This window comes from Actinomycetospora termitidis (assembly GCF_030286555.1).
Classification (GTDB): domain Bacteria; phylum Actinomycetota; class Actinomycetes; order Mycobacteriales; family Pseudonocardiaceae; genus Actinomycetospora; species Actinomycetospora termitidis.
This window is the reverse complement of the sequence record NZ_JASVWF010000010.1, coordinates 71935-89395: the sequence shown is the minus strand read 5'-3', so window position 1 is coordinate 89395 and position 17461 is coordinate 71935. Positions and strand designations below refer to the sequence as shown.

Sequence of the window (17461 nt, the reverse complement as noted above, 5' to 3'; positions counted from 1 at the left end):
TCCCGGACACCACCACCGCACTTCCTGGAGGGACCTCCACCCATGACCCGCATCGTGATCCTCGGCGGTGGTCCCGCCGGATACGAGGCGGCCCTGGTCGCCGCGCAGCACGAGGCCTCCGTCGTCCTCGTCGAGGAGGACAGCGTCGGCGGCAACTGCGTCGCCTACGACTGCGTGCCGTCCAAGACCTTCATCGCCTCCGCCGGGGTGCGGGCGGGCTTCCGCCGGAACGCCGACATGGGAATCGAGGTGGACGACGACGACGCGGTCGTCGACCTGCCGCGCGTCAACGGCCGGGTGAAGGGCCTCGCGCTCGCGCAGTCCTCCGACATCCGGGCCACGCTCGAGCGCGCCGGGGTGCGCGTGGTCGACGGCCGCGGTCGGTTCCGCGCCGCGTCGGACAACAGCGCCACCCACGACATCGAGATCACCCCCTCCGACGGTTCACCGGTCGAGACCGTGACTGCCGACGTGGTCCTCCTCGCCACCGGCGCCTCGCCCCGCGTGCTGCCGGACGCGGTGCCGGACGGGAAGCGCATCCTGACCTGGCGTCAGCTCTACGACCTCGAGGAGCTGCCCGAGCACCTCGTCGTCGTCGGGTCCGGGGTCACCGGCGCGGAGTTCGTCTCCGCGTACTCCGAGCTGGGCGTCCCCGTCACCCTGATCTCCAGCCGCGACCGCGTGCTGCCCCACGAGGACCCGGACGCGGCCACCACGCTGGAGGAGGTCTTCACCGAGCGCGGCGTGACGATCGAGCCGCGCTCCCGGGCGGACAAGGTCGTGGCCACCTCCGACGGGGTGCGGGTGACCCTGTCCGACGGGCGGGAGGTCACCGGCTCGCACGCGCTGATGACCGTCGGATCGGTGCCCAACACCGGGGACCTGGGCTGCGACGAGGTCGGGCTGGAGCTCCGCGACTCCGGGCACATCACCGTCGACCGGGTGTCACGCACGTCGGTCCCCGGCGTCTACGCCGCGGGCGACTGCACCGGTCTGCTGCCGCTGGCCTCGGTCGCGGCGATGCAGGGCCGGATCGCGATGTGGCACTCGCTCGGCGAGGGCGTCGGGCCGCTGCGGCTCAAGACGGTCGCGTCGGCCGTGTTCACCCGGCCCGAGGTCGCGACCGTGGGGATCGGGCACAAGCAGGTCGAGTCGGGGGAGTTCGCGGCCCGCGAGGTGCTGCTCCCGCTGGGCACGAACCCGCGGGCGAAGATGCAGGGCCTCGACCGCGGGTTCGTGAAGATCTTCTGCCGTCCGGCCACCGGGGTCGTCATCGGCGGCGTGATCGTCGCGCCGGTGGCGAGCGAGCTGGTCCTCCCGCTGGCCATGGCGGTGCAGAACAACCTCACCGTGGACGACCTGGCGCACACGTTCTCGATCTACCCGTCCCTCTCGGGCTCGGTGACCGAGGCCGGCCGCCGCCTCATGCAGCACGACGACCTCGATTGAGCCGCTCCCGACGGCGGGTGCCGCGGCACCCGCCGTCGGGAAGAGGATCTACGCCCAGTCGAAGGTCCGCGTGACCGCCTTCTTCCACTCCTCGTAGAGCCGGTCGCGCTCGGCCGGGTCCATCGAGGGCTCCCAGACCTTGTCCTGGGCCCAGTTGTCGCGGATGTCCTGCTCCGAGGACCAGAAGCCGACCGCGAGCCCGGCCGCGTAGGCCGCGCCGAGGGCGGTCGTCTCGCTGACGACCGGGCGGACGACCTCGACGCCGAGCAGGTCGGCCTGGAACTGCATCAGGACCTCGTTGCCGACCATCCCGCCGTCGACCTTGAGCGTCGTCAGCGGCACGCCGGAGTCGGCGTTCATGGCGTCGATGACCTCGCGGGTCTGGAACGCCGTCGCCTCGAGCACGGCCCGGGCGATGTGGCCCTTGTTGACGTACCGGGTGAGCCCGACGACCACGCCGCGGGCGTCCGCGCGCCAGTACGGGGCGAACAGGCCGGAGAACGCGGGGACGATGTACGCGCCGCCGTTGTCGTCCACCGACTTGGCGAGGTCCTCCACCTCGGGCGCGGAGGAGATCAGGCCGAGGTTGTCGCGCAGCCACTGCACGAGCGAGCCGGTGACGGCGATCGACCCCTCGAGCGCGTACACCTGCGGCTGGTCGCCGATCTTGTAGCAGACCGTGGTGAGCAGGCCGTTCTTCGACTCGACCTTCTCGGTGCCGGTGTTGAGCAGGACGAAGTTGCCGGTGCCGTAGGTGTTCTTGGCCTCGCCGACCTCGAGGCAGGCCTGGCCGAACGTCGCGGCCTGCTGGTCGCCGAGGATGCCGGCGACCGGGACGTCCCGGAACGTGCCGCGGGCGCGGATCGGGCCGTAGGTCTCCGACGACGAGCGGATCTCCGGGAGCATCGACATCGGGACGCCGATCTCCTCGCAGAGCTCGGGGTCCCACTGCAGGGTGTCGATGTTCATCAGCAGGGTGCGGGAGGCGTTCGTCGGGTCGGTGACGTGCAGCCCGCCCTCGATGCCGCCGGTGGCGTTCCACAGCACCCAGGTGTCCATCGTCCCGAACGCGAGCTCGCCGCGCTCCGCCCGCTCCCGCGCGCCCTCGACGTTGTCGAGGATCCAGCGCGCCTTCGGGCCCGCGAAGTACGTGGCGAGCGGCAGGCCGGTCTTCGCCCGGTAGCGCTCCGCGCCACCGCCGAGCGCCCCGAGCTCGTCGCAGATCGCCTGGGTGCGGGTGTCCTGCCAGACGATCGCGTTGTGGATCGGCTCGCCGGTGGCCCGGTCCCACACGACCGTGGTCTCGCGCTGGTTGGTGATCCCGACGGCGGCGATGCTCGACGCGTCGAGGTCGGCGCGCGCCAGCGCGCCGCCGCACACCTGCCGGGTGTTGCCCCAGATCTCGGCGGCGTCGTGCTCCACCCAGCCGGCCCTCGGGAAGATCTGCTGGTGCTCGAGCTGGTCGACGGCGACGACCCGCCCGGAGTGGTCGAAGATCATGCACCGCGTCGACGTGGTGCCCTGGTCGATCGCCGCGACGTACTGGGTCATCGGGCCTGCTCTCCTGTTCGGGAGTCGGGGACGGTGAGGGTCAGCTGTAGGTGGGGAGGGCCAGGGAGAGCAGGCCCGCGAGGACCGCGCCGATGATCGGCCCGATGATCGGCACCCACGAGTAGCCCCAGTCCGCGCTGCCCTTCCCGGGAATGGGCAGGACGGCGTAGGCGACGCGCGGCCCGAGGTCGCGGGCGGGGTTGATGGCGTAGCCGGTCGGCCCGCCGAGCGCGGCGCCGATGCCGATGACGAGCGCGGTCACGGCCGCGTAGTTCGCGGGCGACTGGTACGGGGCGACCAGGATGAACAGGACCAGGAAGAACGTCGCGATCGTCTCGCTGACCAGGTTCCACACCGGCTTCTTGATCGGCGGGTTGGTGGAGAAGATCCCGAGCGTCCCCTCGTTCTGCTCGCGGTTCTCGTCGAACTGGAGCTTGTAGACCAGCCACGCGAGGGTGGCGCCGACGAAGGCGCCCAGGAACTGGCCGATCAGGTAGAAGGGCACGTCGGACCACGGGGTCTTGCCGGCCATCGCCAGCCCGATCGTGACGGCGGGGTTGATGTGGCCGCCGGTCGCGTCGGCGATGCTCGCGCCGGTGAGGACACCGACGCCCCAGCCGATCACGATCAGGACCCAGTGCGACGTGTCCCCGTCGGCGTTGGACCGCGGCAGGATCACGTTCGCCACGACGCCCACGCCGAACAGGAGCAGTGCGGCCGTCCCGAGGAACTCCCACAGGATGATCTCGCCGCCGCTGAGGACCGGTGTCACGTCATCTCCCCTGGTCGCGCTCTCGGGAGCGGGCCCGGTCCGCACCGACGAGCGCGGCGGACGCTAGTCGCGTGGCTCACATGTGTCTATGCCCTGCACGCTCGGGCGAAAGCGCTTCCGTCGACCGTGGGTCGGAGACGGCGCGCAGGGTCCTCCCGCGGGTAGCGTGAACGACGCCGTCGCGGGCATCCCCGGACGTCGCCGCAGGTCGTGGGCGTCCCGGGTCCTGCTACGCCGCACGGAGCACCGCGAAGACACCGAACGTACGAGGAGGCCCTCCAGTGGCTGCGAAGTCCGCCGACCCCGCCGCGAGCGAGTCCGCGGCGCAGGGGGCCGGCGCCCCGGAGGCCGAGTCGCTCGACGCCGTCACCGAGCCCGCTCGGCTCGGACCGGCCGAGCGCGCCCGGTCGTGGGAGCGCCTGCAGAACGAGCAGTTCGACGTCGTCGTCGTGGGCGGAGGAGTGGTCGGCGTCGGCGCCGCGCTCGACGCCGCGACCCGCGGGCTCTCGGTCGCGCTCGTCGAGGCCCGTGACCTCGCCGCGGGTACCTCGAGCCGGTCGTCGAAGCTCTTCCACGGTGGCCTGCGCTACCTGGAGCAGCTCGACTTCGGGCTGGTCCGGGAGGCGCTCTCCGAGCGCGAGCTGAACATGACACGCCTCGCCCCGCACCTGATCAAGCCGGTGCCGTTCCTGTACCCGCTGACCCACAGCGTGTGGGAGCGGCCGTACGTGACCGCCGGCATCACGCTCTACGACACGATGGGCGGCAGGAGCTCGCTGCCCAAGCAGAAGCAGCTCACCCGGTCCGGCGCGCTGCGGATGGCGCCCGCGCTCAAGCGCGACGCCCTGGTCGGCGCGGTGCGCTACTACGACGCGCAGGCCGACGACGCCCGCCACACCATGATGGTCGGGCGCACCGCGGCGCAGTACGGGGCGGTCGTGCGCACGTCGACCCAGGTCGTGGACTTCCTGCACGAGGTCGACCGGGTCGCGGGGGTGCGGGTGCGCGACGTCGAGACCGGCCGGGAGACCGACGTGCGCGCGCACGTCGTCGTCAACTGCACCGGCGTGTGGACCGACCAGATGCAGCACGCCGCGGGCACCCGTGGGCGGTTCAAGGTGAACGCGTCGAAGGGCGTGCACTTCCTCGTCGCGCGCGACAAGATCCCCTCGGACGTCGGGATGATCCTGCGGACCGAGAAGTCGGTGCTGTTCGTCATCCCGTGGCGCAACCACTGGATCGTCGGGACCACCGACACCAGCTGGCGGCTCGACCTGGCCCACCCGGCGGCGACCCGGCACGACATCGACTACCTGCTCGAGCACATCAACGCGGTGCTGGTCACCCCGCTGACCCACGACGACATCGAGGGCGTCTACGCCGGCCTGCGGCCCCTGCTCGCCGGGGAGAGCGAGGAGACCTCCAAGCTCTCGCGCGAGCACGCGGTCTCGCGGGTGATGCCGGGCATGGTGTCGATCGCGGGCGGCAAGTACACGACCTACCGCGTGATGGCCAAGGACGCCCTGGACATGGCGGTGCAGGACATCCCCGCCCGCGTGGCCCCGTCGATCACCGACCGCGTCCCGCTGATGGGGGCCGACGGCTACTTCGCGCTGGTCAACCAGGCCGAGCACATCGGACGGAAGTACGACCTGCACCCGCACCGGGTGCGGCACCTGCTCGACCGCTACGGCTCGCTGCTGCACGGCCTGCTCGCGATGACCGAGGACGACCCGACCCTGCGCGAACCGGTGCCCGGCTCGCCGGACTACCTGCGCGTGGAGATCGCGTACGCGGTCGCCTACGAGGGCGCGCTGCACCTCGACGACGTCCTCACCCGCCGGACCCGGATCTCGATCGAGTACGCCCACCGCGGCATCGACTCGGCGGAGTCGGTGGCCGACCAGATGGCGCCGCTGCTCGGGTGGAGCCGGGAGACCCGGGACGAGGAGGTCCGCTCGTACGTGGAGCGGGTCGAGGCCGAGCGCCGGTCGCAGTCGGTCGACAGCGACGAGGAGGCCGACAAGCTGCGTCTCTCCGCGCCCGACCCCCGCCGCGAGAACCTCGAGGCCCTCGGCACCGCCTGAGCCCGGACGACCGGGCGGCGCCACCACACCGGGTGGCGCCGTCCGCGGTCGGCGTGTCAGCCGCGCTGCGGCTCGAGGGGCTGCGGCGCGCGGGCGTCGTCGGCGAGGGGCTCGGAGCCGACGAGCGTGACGTCGTGGCGCAGCTCGGACGTGTGCCCGCCCGCGACGACGCGATCGGCGCGCGGGGCGTGACCCGGCGCGCTGACCACGACCAGCCAGGCCCCGGACCCCGGCAACGCCAGGTCGTACGACCCGTCGACCGTCTCGGCCCGGCCGTGCTGGACGCCGTGCTCGTCGACGAGCGTCACGAACGCCTCGCCCACCCGAGCCAGCCCGACCCGGCCGACGACCCGCGGCGCGAGCACCGCCGAGTCGTCGGAGCCGAGGACCGCAGCCGGGATCGCGCCGGAGTCGGCCGTGTCGTCCGTCTCGGCCGGGACCGCCGCCGTCGCCGACTCCCGCCGCGGGTCGGCCGGCGCGTCCTCCGGGGCGTCCGCGGCCGTCTCGAGGTCGTCCGAGGCGGCCACCTTGCGCGGCAGGAAGAACGACACGACCAGGGCCAACACCCCGACGACACCGGCCGCCATGAACCCGATCCGCAGGCCCTGCGCGTCCGGCGTTCCCCCGGCGACGGCCGAGCCCAGCGCCGCGATCGTCACGAACGCCGCCGTCCCGAACGCCCCCGCGACCTGCTGCAGCGTCGCCAGGATCGCGCTGCCGTGGGAGTACAGCGGGCCGGGCAGCGTGGACAGCGCCGAGGTCATCAGCGGGGTCATCATCAGACCGAGGCCGGCCATCAGCACGACGTGGATCACGATCACGGCCCACAGCGGCGACGTCGCCCCGAGCGTGGCGAACAGCCACAGCGAGATCGCCATCATCGCCGCCCCGGGGATCACCAGCGGGCGGGCGCCGAAGCGGTCGAACAGCGAACCCACCGGCCGGCCCAGCAGGCCGAGCACGAGACCACCCGGGAGCACTGCGAGGCCGGTGACGAACGTGCCCTGGCGCAGCACCGCCTGCAGGTAGAGCGGCAGCAGGATCGCCGCCGCCCCCAGCAGGGCCATGAACAGCAGTGCCGCCAGCACCAGGGACACGACGTAGGCGCGGTAGGTGAACGGCCGCAGGTCGAGCAGGGCGGCGTCCCGGCGCTGGAGCACCAGCTGGCGCCACACGAACAGCACCAGGGCGACCGCGCCGATCACCAGCGGCACCCACGGCGGCAGGTGGCCGCCACCGGACTCCCCGATCGTCGAGAAGCCGTACAGGATGCCGCCGAAGCCGAGCGCGGACAGGACGACCGAGGTCAGGCTCAGCGGGACCGAGCGGGTCTGCGACGGCAGCCGCATGAGCACGGCGCCCAGCACCAGCGCGATGACGGCGAGCGGCAGGACGATCCAGAACATCCAGCGCCAGCCGAGCGAGGCGAGCACCGCGCCACCGATCGTCGGGCCGATGGCCGGCGCCACGGCGATGACGATCGAGATCGTGCCCATCATCGAGCCGCGCCTGTCGTCCGGGACCAGCCGCATGATCGACGTCATCAGCAGCGGGATCATCACCGCGGTGCCGCAGGCCTGCACCACGCGACCGACGAGCAGCACCTCGAACCCGGGGGCGACGGCACTGATCAGCGTGCCGAGGCTGAACAGGGTCAGCGAGGCGAGGAAGACCTGACGCGGGGTGAACCGCTCGAGCAGGTACCCCGTGGTCGGGATGACCACCGCCATCGTCAGCAGGAAGCCGCTGGTGAGCCACTGCACCGTCGTGGTGGAGACCCCGAGGTCCCGCGTCAGCTCGTTGAGCGCGACGGACAGGATCGTCTCGTTGAGGATCATGACGAACGCGGACACGACGAGGACCGCGATCACCACCCCGGCCCGGGTGCTGCCCGGATCGGGTACGGACGCGTCGTCGACCGCCGTCGGGGCGTCCGGAGTGGTCGGAGCCGAGGCCATGGGGTGACGCACCTTTCCGGGGAGGAAGGGGGAGAGCGGGGGCGGCGTCGGTGCCGTGTCCCCAGACAACCACGGACCCCTGACAACCTCCGACCGCATTACGGGCGGGAGTGACGGGTTCCGCTCTCGGCGGAACTCATCCGCCGTGCTTGTGGCCGAGGTAGGCGAGCACCCCGATCATCACCGGGACCAGCAGGAACACCTGCGGGAAGCGCAGCCCGGTGACGACGAACAGCACCACCGCGAGCACCGGCGCCAGGGCCGACAGGACCCCCGCGTGCCGGCCGAGGCGTGCCCCGATCGGGGCCACCAGCTCCGGCAGGTCCTCCCGCGGCGGTGCGGGGTCGACCGTCACCGGCCCGCCCGGGCCGGGCGACCCGTCGTCGGGAACGGGCCGGGTCCCGGGGTAGGCGGGGTGCGGCGCCGGCAGGTCCGCGAACAGCGCGTCGAGCTCGGAGCGCACCCGCGCCGTCGACGCCACCGCGGAGCGTTCCGCGTACTCCCCGGGCTCGAGCCGGCCCTCGCGCAGGTGCTCGTCGAGCGCGGCCATCGCGAGCTCGCGCTCCCGGTTGCCGATACGCAGCTCGCCCACCCGGTCCAGGGTAGGCGGCCGCCGACGTTGTGGCTCTTCTGACGTCCGGTGTCAGCATGGCCGCACTGCTGACACCCCGGCGACTACGCGTCCGCGATCTCGCAGATCACGGCGCCCTGGTTCACCGACCCGCCGGCCTCGACGTTCAGGCCCGTGACCGTCCCGTCCTTGTGCGCGGTGACCGGGTTCTCCATCTTCATGGCCTCGACGACGACGATCTGGTCGCCGGTCGCGACCGTGTCGCCCTCGGACACCGCCACCTTCACGACGGTGCCCTGCATCGGCGAGGTCACGGCGTCCCCGGAGACCTTCGCGCCGCCGCCGGAGCGCTTGCGCGACTTCTTCTTCGCCGCCGGAGCGGCCGCGCCGCCCCCGCCGCCACCGATCGCGAGGTCGCCCGGCAGCGACACCTCGAGCCGCTTGCCGCCGACCTCGACGACCACGGTCTGCCGGGGCGCGACCTCGTCCTCGTCGTCCCCCTCGCCGGAGGCCACGTACGGCTCGACGGTGTTGTCCCACTCGGTCTCGATCCACCGGGTGTGCACGGTGAACGAGGAGCCGCCCTCGGGCGCGGTGAACGCCGGGTCGGTGACGACGAGCCGGTGGAACGGGATGACGGTCGGGAGGCCCTCGACGACGATCTCGTCCAGCGCGCGCCGCGAGCGCTCCAGCGCCTGCTGACGGTCCTCGCCGGTGACGATCAGCTTGCCGACCATCGAGTCGAACTGCCCGCCGATGACCGAGCCGGACTCGACGCCCGCGTCCACGCGCACGCCCGGCCCGGAGGGCGCGACGAACCGTGTGACGGTGCCCGGCGCGGGCAGGAAGCCGCGCCCGGCGTCCTCGCCGTTGAGCCGGAACTCGATGGAGTGCCCGCGCGGCTCGGGGTCCTCCGTGATCCGCAGCTGCTCGCCGTTCGCGATCCGGAACTGCTCGCGGACCAGGTCCAGGCCGCTGGTCTCCTCGGAGACCGGGTGCTCCACCTGCAGGCGGGTGTTGACCTCGAGGAACGAGATCGTGCCGTCCTCGCCGACCAGGAACTCCACGGTGCCGGCGCCGGAGTAGCCGGCCTCGAGGCAGATGTCGCGGGCGGAGGTGTGGATGCGCTTGCGCTGCTCGTCGGACAGGAACGGCGCGGGGGCCTCCTCGACGAGCTTCTGGTGGCGGCGCTGCAGCGAGCAGTCGCGGGTCCCGACGACGATGCAGTTGCCGTGCTGGTCGGCGAGGACCTGCGCCTCGACGTGGCGCGGCCGGTCGAGGTAGCGCTCCACGAACGACTCGCCGCGGCCGAACGCCGAGACCGCCTCGCGCACCGCGGCGTCGAACATCTCCGCGATCTCGTCGCGCTCGCGGGCGACGCGCATGCCGCGCCCGCCACCGCCGAACGCGGCCTTGATGGCCACGGGCAGGCCGTGCTCGTCGGCGAACGCGATGACCTCGTCGGCGTCCGCGACCGGGTCCTTGGTGCCCGGCACCAGCGGCGCCCCGGCCCGCTCGGCGATCTTGCGGGCGGTCACCTTGTCGCCGAGGTCGCGGATGGCCTGCGGCGACGGCCCGATCCAGATCAGCCCGGCGTCGATGACGGCCTGGGCGAAGTCGGAGTTCTCCGAGAGGAAGCCGTAGCCCGGGTGGACGCCGTTGGCGCCGGACTCCTTGGCCGCGGCGATGATCTTCTCGATGTTCAGGTAGGAGTCCGCCGCCGTCTCCCCGCCGAGGCCGTAGGCCTGGTCGGCGACGCGCACGTGCGGTGCGTCCCGGTCCGGGTCCGCGTACACCGCGACGCTGGTGAGGCCCGCATCCCTGCACGCCCGCGCCACGCGGACGGCGATCTCGCCGCGGTTGGCGATGAGCACGGTGTGCAGGGCTTCCTGCTGGGCCTGCGGAGCCATGGTCTGGAGCCTCCTGGGCGAACGCGTCGGTGCGGGCGTGGTGAGCCGGGCGCAGTGTAGGGCCGCCGTGCACGGCCGTCCGGGTGAGCGCTGCTCGAACGGTCGGCCGTGACCGTTCTCGCGACTCTCCCGCACCCGGAGCCCCCCGCGACACCACGTCTTGGGTGGTCATGACCACAGCGCCCGCCCGGCTCCGGGGCGGCGTCGGCCGGTCGCTACCGTCGACGACCGATGAGCGCTCCCAGCTCCCGCCGATGGTGGGGCCCCGCGGTGGCCGTGTGCGCGTCCGTGGCGGCTCTCGCGGGCACGGTGGCCGCGGTGGCGACGGCGGTCGGTGCCGACGGCGAGTCCGCCCGCCGCTCCGAGGCGCGGACCCTCGCGGACGCGCGCCCCGCGCCGCAGGCCTCGCAGGCCTCGCCGGCCGCCGCCCCCGCCTCGGCGCCGCCGGTGACGACCCGACCCGGCCGGCTGGGCGACCCGACGCTCGGCGCGACGGTCGCGCTCCAGCCCGGGTGGGAGCCCGCCCGTACCCAGGGCCTGGTGCCGGTCACTCCCGGCCGCTTCCCCACCGTGCTCACCCTGGAGGACCGCGCCGTCGTCCTGCTCGGGCGCCTCGACCCGGCCCGCGGCTTCGGGGAGGACGCCCTCGGCGACGAGGCCCGGCGGCTCGTCGGCGCGTTCACCGACGGCGTCCGGGGTGACGACGACGGGCGCGTCGTCACCGTGTCCGACGAGGCCGGCCCGCTCGACGGACGGGACGCGTTCACCTCTGTGCGCCGTGCGCCGGACGGGACGATCGTGCGGGTCACGACGGTCGCGGGCGACCGCGGCGAGCCCGGCCTCGTGCTGCTGGCGGTCGCGGCCCCGGGGCGCACCCAGCCCGCCGATGCCGGCGCCGCCGACCGCGTCGTGCGCTCGCTGTCCTCGGATGCCGGGGCCGCTCCACCGCCGACGCCGGGCCGGGCGGCCGCCCCGCCGGCCGCGGGTCCGCCCGGGGCGCGGGTCAGCCCGTCGCCGGGGCCCGCCACAGGTCGCTGACCTCGATCCCGAGCTCGGCGAGCAGCCGGCGCACGAGCGGCAGGCTGATCCCGATGACGTTGGACGGGTCGCCCTGGATGCCCTCCACCAGCCAGCCGCCCAGGCCGTCGAGCGTGAACGCGCCTGCGACCTGCAACGGCTCGCCCGACGCCAGGTAGGCGTCCAGCGCGGCGGGGGAGGGCTCGGCGAAGGTGACGAACGTGGTCGCGTGTCCGGAGATCTCGGCGTCGGCCACCCCGCCGCGCAGCCGGACGAGGGCGTGGCCGGTGACGAGCTCACCGTGCCGGCCCGCCATGCGCTCCCAGCGCGCCCGGGCGTTCTCCACGGTGTGCGGCTTGCCGACCAGCTCGCCGTCGATGTCGAGCATCGAGTCGCACCCGACGACGACGACGTCGCCCTCCTCGGTCGGCACCTGCGAGGCGACCGCGCGGGCCTTCGCGATGGCCAGCGCGGTGACCTTCTCGGCGGGCGTCGCGTCGCCGAGCTCCGTGAGCAGGGCGTCCTCGTCGACCTCCGAGACGATGACGTCGGGGTCCACCCCCGCCGATCGGAGCACACCGAGGCGGGCGGGGGACGCGGAGCCGAGAACCAGTCGCACGGCCCGCGACCCTAGGCGGCGGACCCTGCCGCGGCAGCGTCGGCCGGAGTCGAGCGAGCGGCACCCTCGCAGCGTCTATGCGCGCGAGAGTGCCGTTCGCTCGGATCGAATGGCCTCAGCGCGGCAGCGCCGACGCCCGCCACGCTCCCGGGCCCGGCGAGAGCGGCCGCCGCACCAGCGACTCGCGCTCGTTCCAGACCGACCGCGGACCGGTGTCCTCCGGCTCGCCGCCCCCACCCGAGGCCGCCGCGAGCACGACGGTCAGCGCGGCCACCTCCTCGGGCGACGGGTCACCGCGGACGATGCGCAGCACCGGACGGGCCGGTGTCTCCTCCTCCGGGCCGGTCACAGCGGGATGTTCCCGTGCTTCTTGGCCGGCAGCGTCTCGCGCTTGGTCGAGAACGAGCGCAGGGCACGGGCGACGTAGCCGCGCGTCCACGACGGCGGGACGACCGCGTCGACGTAACCGCGCTCGGCCGCGACGTAGGGGTTGGCGAGGGTGTCCTCGTACTCCTGCTGCAGCTCCGCGCGGCGCGCCTCGACGTCACCGCCCTCGTCCTCGACCTTCTTGAGCTCCTTGCGGTACAGGATGCTCACCGCGCCGGACGCGCCGGTGACGGCGATCTGCGCGGTCGGCCACGCGAGGTTGAGGTCCGCGCCGAGGTGCTTGGAGCCCATGACGTCGTAGGCGCCGCCGTAGGCCTTGCGGCAGATGATCGTGATCAGCGGGACCGTCGCCTCGGCGTAGGCGTAGATCAGCTTCGCGCCGCGGCGGATGATGCCGTTGTACTCCTGGTCGGTGCCGGGCAGGAATCCCGGGACGTCGACGAAGGTCAGCACCGGGATGTTGAACGCGTCGCAGGTGCGCACGAAGCGTGCGGCCTTCTCGCTGGCGCCGATGTCGAGGCAGCCGGCGAGCTGGGTCGGCTGGTTCGCGACGACGCCGACCGCGCGGCCCTCGACGCGCCCGTACCCCACGACCATGTTCGACGCGTACAGCTCCTGGACCTCCAGGAACTCCTCGTCGTCCACGACCCGCCGGATCACCTCGCGGATGTCGTAGGGCTGGTTCGGGGAGTCCGGCACGAGCCCGTCGAGCTCGAGGTCGACCTCGGAGAGGTTCTCCTCCACCGCGCCGGTCTCCTCGTCCGCCGCCAGTCGCGGCGGCTCGGAGAGGTTGTTCGACGGCAGGTAGCCCAGCAGCTCCTGCACGTAGGCGATCGCGTCGTCCTCGTCGGAGGCGAGGTAGTGCGCGTTGCCCGACGTGGTGTTGTGCGTGCGGGCCCCGCCGAGCGTCTCGAACTCGACGTCCTCACCGGTGACGGTCTTGATGACGTCGGGTCCGGTGATGAACATGAACGACGTCTCGTCGACCATGATCGTGAAGTCGGTCAGCGCGGGGGAGTAGACGGCGCCGCCGGCGGCCGGGCCCATCACCAGCGAGATCTGCGGGACGACGCCGGAGGCGTGCGAGTTCCGGCGGAAGATCTCGCCGTAGAGCCCGAGCGCGACCACGCCCTCCTGGATGCGCGCGCCGCCGCCGTCGTTGATGCCGATGACGGGGCAGCCGATCTTCATGGCCACGTCCATGACCTTGACGATCTTCTCGCCGTAGACCTCGCCGAGCGCGCCGCCGAAGACGGTGGCGTCCTGGGAGAAGACGCAGACCGGCCGGCCGTCGACGGTGCCCTGGCCGGTGACGACGCCGTCGCCGTAGGGCCGGTTCGCCTCCAGACCGAAGTTGGTGGAGCGGTGCCGGGCCATCGCGTCGAACTCGAGGAAGCTGCCCTCGTCGAGCAGGAGGTCGATGCGCTCCCGGGCGGTCTTGCGGCCCTTGGCGTGCTGGCGCTCGACGGCCCGCTCGGAGCCGGCGTGCACGACGTCGTCCTGGCGCCGGTGCCAGTCCGCCAGCTTGCCGGCGGAGGTGTGGACGTCGGGTTCGTCCGCGGCCTCGTCGGGCTCGGGCGGCGGCTTCGTCGCGGCGGTCATGGTCGCGGACCATATCCATCCCTCGGGCGGTGCAGCCGCGTGACGCCGGGCACGTCGGGGGACGGACGATACGGTCCCCGGGTGCAGCCGGGACTTCGCGACGCCGCCGCCTGGGCGGCCCTGCAGACCACCGCCGTCGCGCCGACCGGGCCCTGGGCGCGGCTGGACGTGGTGGACGCCACGGGCTCGACGAACGCCGACCTGGCCGCCGCGGCCGCGGACGGCGCCCCCGACCGCACCGTGCTCGTCGCCCACCACCAGCAGGCCGGGCGCGGGCGTCGCGAGCGCACGTGGGAGTCCGGGGCCGGCGAGGGCCTGACCTTCTCGGTGCTGCTGCGGCCCACGCAGGTGCCGGCCGCGCAGTGGGGCTGGGCGCCGCTGCTCGCCGGGCTCGCCCTCGTCGTGGCGATGGAGGACTACCGGGCCCCGGCCTCCGTCGCGACCCTCGAGGCCGCCCTGAAGTGGCCGAACGACCTGCTGCTGGGCCCGGACCAGCGCAAGGGCGCGGGCATCCTGGCCGAGGTCGTGCCGGGCGGGCCGGAGGGGAACGCCCTCGTCGTCGGGATCGGGATCAACGTGTCGACCCCGGAGGCCGAGCTGCCCGAGGGCGGGACGTCGCTGCTCGCGCAGAGCGTGCGCCGGACCCGGCCGGACGTGCTCGGGGACGTCCTCGCGGTGCTCGCCTCGCTCGACGACGACTGGCGCGCCGCCCGGGGCGACGCCGCCCGCGCCGGCCTGCTCGAGGGGTACCGGCGCCGCTGCGCCACGCTCGGGCGCGAGGTGCGGGTGTCGCTGCCGGGCGACCGCGAACTGCTCGGTACCGCCGAGGACCTCGACGACGACGGCCGGCTCGTGGTCCGCGACGCCGACGGCGGGCACACGACGGTCTCCGCGGGCGACGTGGTGCACGTCCGGGCGGTCTGAGCCCCGCCGGCGCGGCGCGGCACTCGGATCCGGCCCGGTCCGCGGATACCCTCGATCGGCGCACCGCGGTCGGGAGGGGGTCGGGCAGTGGCGTACCCGGAGCGACTCCTCGTGGCCGGCGAGCGCGTGTCCGTCCACGTCCGGCCGCACTGGCGGATGCTGGTGCTGCCCGCCGTCCTGCCGCCGGTGGTCGCCTTCGTCGGGGCGTGGCTGGTGGCCGTGGCCCGCCCGACGCCGTGGTTCCTCGCGGTGCTGGTCGCGGTCGGCGTCGTCGCGGTCGGCGTCGTAGGCTGGTTCTCGCTCGCGCCCGCCACCCGCTGGCGGGCCACCCACTTCGTCGTCACCGACCGCCGCATCCTGGTCCGCGAGGGCGTGTTCTCCCGGACGGGCATCGTCGTCGTGGGCCGCTCGATCACCTCGGTCCGCACGGTGCGCTCGGGCGCGGACCGCCTGCTCGGCGCCGGGACCCTCGTGGTGGGGGTCGACGACGCCCGCGAGCCGTGGCGCTTCGACGGTCTCGCCCGCATCGTCCGGGTCGCCGCCGAGGTCGAGCGGATGGCCGAGCGCCGCGGCGGGCTCGACCCGGACCGCTGGGGGACCTTCGACGACGACGAGGACGACGAGGACGACGGACCCGAGGACGAGGCCTGGGACGACGACGAGCCCGACGGTCCCGGCGCTCCCGACGAGGACGTCGTCGACGCCGAGTGGGAGGACGCCGAGCCGAGCCGCTTCCCGCGCCTGCGTCGCCTCTCGGCCCGACGCCGGGAGCTGCCCGCCGGGCGGTGATCGGAACCGATCGACGCCGGCCGGCGTCAGCACCGGTGTGGGAGTCGACGCGTTGCCGGGATGGATCGAGGCGCTGGGGCTGTCCCCGGCCACCCTCGTCGTCGGGGAGCCGCCCGCGGACGCCGACCGGACGTGGTGCGTGCACCCCGGGCCGGAGGCGACGTGGGAGCTCTACTGGTGGGAGGGCGGCGAGCGGTACTCGTGGACGCGGTTCGACGAGGAGTCGGCCGCGTGCTTCGCCCTCTTCGGCCGGCTGGCCTGGACCCAGATGATGCGGGGTGCGCTCAGGGCCGGATGACGCCGAGGACGGTGTCGTGCAGCGCGCCGTTGGTGGACAGGGCCTCCCCGGCGTCGATGCGGTCGGCGCCGGTGAAGTCGGTCAGCCGGCCCCCGGCCTCGCGGACGACGACGGCGGGTGCGGCCAGGTCCCAGGCGCTGGCGCCGGGCTCGACGGCGGCGTCCAGCAGCCCCTCCGCGACCAGCACGTGGTGGTGGAAGTCGCCGAACGCGCGGCTCTCCCAGGTGGCCTCGGTGAGGGCGATCCAGCGGTCGCGGGCGCCGATCTCGCGCCAGTAGTCGAGATCGGTGGTGGAGACGTAGGCGTCGGCGAGGTCGGCGACCCCGGAGACGGCCAGGGGCGCCGCCTCGATCCCGCGGGCCACGTCGGAGGTGAACGCACCCCGCCCGCGCGCCGCCCACCAGCGCCGGCCCAGCGCGGGAGCGCTGACCACGCCCACCACCGGGTCGCCGTCGACGACGAGCGCGAGCAGCGTCGCGAAGACCGGGACGCCGCGGGAGTAGTTCTTGGTGCCGTCGATCGGGTCGACGATCCAGTGCCGGGTGGCCGTGGTGTCGCCCCCGCGCTCCTCGCCGAGCACGGCGTCGTCCGGACGCTCCGCGGCGAGGATCCGGCGCACCTCGTCCTCGGTCGCGACGTCGGCGTCGGTGACCGGGGTGCGGTCCGGCTTGCGGTCGACGCGCAGGTCGCTCGCGCGGAACCGGGACGACGTCACGCGGTCGGCCGCGTCGGCGATGCGGAGGGCGAGGGCGAGGTCCGGCTGGAGGTCGTCGGTCACGCCCTCATCCTGCCGGGCGTCCGCACGCCGGGGCCGTCCGCAGCGGTCTACGCTGGTCGTTCATGACCACCGTGCTGCTCGTCGAGGACGATGCGGCGATCGCCGGACCGCTGTCCCGCGCCCTCTCCCGCGAGGGCTACGAGGTGGACGTGGTCGACGACGGTCCGTCCGCGGTGACCCGGGCTGGCGACCGCGAGGTCGACCTCATGGTGCTCGACCTCGGGCTCCCCGGGATGGACGGGCTCGAGGTCTGCCGGCGGGTGCGCGCCGGCAAGCCCGACCTGCCCGTGCTGATGCTGACCGCGCGCACCGACGAGGTGGACTTCGTGGTCGGCCTCGACGCCGGCGCCGACGACTACGTCGGCAAGCCGTTCCGGCTCGCGGAGCTGCTGGCGCGGGTGCGGGCGCTGCTGCGGCGGCGGGCGCCGGAGATCCTGGACGCGGGCGGGGTGCGGATGGAGCCGTCCGCGCGCCGCGTGCTGGTCGACGGCGTCGAGGTGGGCCTGGCGAACAAGGAGTTCGAGCTGCTCCGGGTGCTGCTCGCACACGCCGGGCAGGTCGTGTCCCGCGAGGAGATCCTCCGGGAGGTCTGGAACGACCCCGAGATGAAGACGTCGAAGACGCTGGACATGCACATGTCCTGGCTGCGCCGCAAGCTCGGCGACACCGACGGCGGCCCGTCCGGCGGGAAGCGGATCTCGACCGTGCGCGGGGTCGGGTTTCGCTTCAACACGTAGGCCTGCTTCTCC

General features: G+C 73.7%; 15 protein-coding genes and 1 pseudogene. 7 read left to right on the top strand and 9 right to left on the bottom strand.

The window, feature by feature from the left end; all coding sequences use genetic code 11:
• Positions 1-42: 42 nt before the first annotated feature.
• A complete protein-coding gene (locus tag QRT03_RS30275; RefSeq protein WP_286056895.1) occupies positions 43-1449 on the top strand; it encodes an NAD(P)H-quinone dehydrogenase in 1407 nt (468 codons plus the stop codon).
• A 48-nt stretch (positions 1450-1497) separates the two neighbouring features.
• Here QRT03_RS30275 and glpK read toward each other — a convergent pair whose 3' ends face one another.
• Both glpK and QRT03_RS30265 read right to left on the bottom strand, forming a co-directional pair.
• Complete coding sequence (glpK, locus tag QRT03_RS30270) at positions 1498-3000, bottom strand: glycerol kinase GlpK (RefSeq protein ID WP_286056894.1); 1503 nt, start codon at positions 2998-3000, stop codon at positions 1498-1500.
• Between the two features lie 40 nt (positions 3001-3040).
• On the bottom strand, positions 3041-3772 hold the full coding sequence (locus tag QRT03_RS30265) for an MIP/aquaporin family protein (RefSeq protein ID WP_286056893.1): 732 nt from the start codon (positions 3770-3772) through the stop codon (positions 3041-3043).
• Between the two features lie 419 nt (positions 3773-4191).
• Here QRT03_RS30265 and QRT03_RS30260 point away from each other — a divergent pair, with 419 nt between their 5' ends.
• Positions 4192-5859: a glycerol-3-phosphate dehydrogenase/oxidase gene (locus QRT03_RS30260; protein WP_286057014.1), complete on the top strand. Its 1668-nt coding sequence runs from the start codon at positions 4192-4194 to the stop codon at positions 5857-5859.
• 515 nt (positions 5860-6374) lie between these two features.
• Here QRT03_RS30260 and QRT03_RS30255 read toward each other — a convergent pair.
• The 3 genes and pseudogenes from QRT03_RS30255 to QRT03_RS30245 form a co-directional block, all read right to left on the bottom strand.
• A pseudogene (locus QRT03_RS30255) lies at positions 6375-7817 on the bottom strand (DHA2 family efflux MFS transporter permease subunit); the annotation flags it as partial.
• Positions 7818-7953: 136 nt separating this feature from the next.
• Positions 7954-8409 (bottom strand): DUF1707 SHOCT-like domain-containing protein, encoded by a 456-nt coding sequence (locus QRT03_RS30250; protein ID WP_286056892.1) that lies wholly within the window; start codon positions 8407-8409, stop codon positions 7954-7956.
• Between the two features lie 83 nt (positions 8410-8492).
• Positions 8493-10298, bottom strand: coding sequence for an acetyl/propionyl/methylcrotonyl-CoA carboxylase subunit alpha (locus QRT03_RS30245; RefSeq protein ID WP_286056891.1), 1806 nt, complete (start codon positions 10296-10298; stop codon positions 8493-8495).
• Positions 10299-10529: 231 nt separating this feature from the next.
• Between QRT03_RS30245 and QRT03_RS30240 the strand changes: the two genes are divergently transcribed.
• On the top strand, positions 10530-11336 hold the full coding sequence (locus QRT03_RS30240; RefSeq protein WP_286056890.1) for a hypothetical protein: 807 nt from the start codon (positions 10530-10532) through the stop codon (positions 11334-11336).
• On the opposite strand, the gene QRT03_RS30235 is transcribed toward QRT03_RS30240, so the two are convergent.
• From QRT03_RS30235 to QRT03_RS30225, 3 genes are all read right to left on the bottom strand, one after another.
• Positions 11302-11934: a Maf family protein gene (locus QRT03_RS30235; RefSeq protein WP_286056889.1), complete on the bottom strand. Its 633-nt coding sequence runs from the start codon at positions 11932-11934 to the stop codon at positions 11302-11304. The two genes, QRT03_RS30240 and QRT03_RS30235, sit on opposite strands and share 35 nt — an antisense overlap.
• A gap of 115 nt (positions 11935-12049) precedes the next feature.
• Positions 12050-12283 carry an acyl-CoA carboxylase subunit epsilon gene (locus QRT03_RS30230; protein ID WP_286056888.1) on the bottom strand — a complete coding sequence of 78 codons (234 nt, stop codon included), beginning with the start codon at positions 12281-12283 and terminating at the stop codon, positions 12050-12052.
• Entirely contained in the window at positions 12280-13923 is a 1644-nt protein-coding gene (locus tag QRT03_RS30225; RefSeq protein ID WP_286056887.1) for an acyl-CoA carboxylase subunit beta, read from the bottom strand. The genes QRT03_RS30230 and QRT03_RS30225 overlap by 4 nt, the downstream gene beginning before the upstream one ends.
• A gap of 81 nt (positions 13924-14004) precedes the next feature.
• Here QRT03_RS30225 and QRT03_RS30220 point away from each other — a divergent pair, with 81 nt between their 5' ends.
• The 3 genes from QRT03_RS30220 to QRT03_RS30210 all read left to right on the top strand — a co-directional run bounded on the left by QRT03_RS30220 (position 14005) and on the right by QRT03_RS30210 (position 15934).
• On the top strand, positions 14005-14847 hold the full coding sequence (locus tag QRT03_RS30220; protein WP_286056886.1) for a biotin--[acetyl-CoA-carboxylase] ligase: 843 nt from the start codon (positions 14005-14007) through the stop codon (positions 14845-14847).
• Between the two features lie 87 nt (positions 14848-14934).
• A complete protein-coding gene (locus QRT03_RS30215; protein ID WP_286056885.1) occupies positions 14935-15636 on the top strand; it encodes a PH domain-containing protein in 702 nt (233 codons plus the stop codon).
• 52 nt (positions 15637-15688) lie between these two features.
• Positions 15689-15934, top strand: coding sequence for a hypothetical protein (locus QRT03_RS30210; RefSeq protein WP_286056884.1), 246 nt, complete (start codon positions 15689-15691; stop codon positions 15932-15934).
• Here QRT03_RS30210 and QRT03_RS30205 read toward each other — a convergent pair.
• Complete coding sequence (locus tag QRT03_RS30205; protein WP_286056883.1) at positions 15921-16712, bottom strand: inositol monophosphatase family protein; 792 nt, start codon at positions 16710-16712, stop codon at positions 15921-15923. The genes QRT03_RS30210 and QRT03_RS30205 overlap by 14 nt on opposite strands.
• A 62-nt stretch (positions 16713-16774) precedes the next feature.
• On the opposite strand from QRT03_RS30205, the gene QRT03_RS30200 reads away from it, so the two are divergent.
• Complete coding sequence (locus tag QRT03_RS30200; protein ID WP_286056882.1) at positions 16775-17449, top strand: response regulator transcription factor; 675 nt, start codon at positions 16775-16777, stop codon at positions 17447-17449.
• Positions 17450-17461 lie beyond the last annotated feature (12 nt).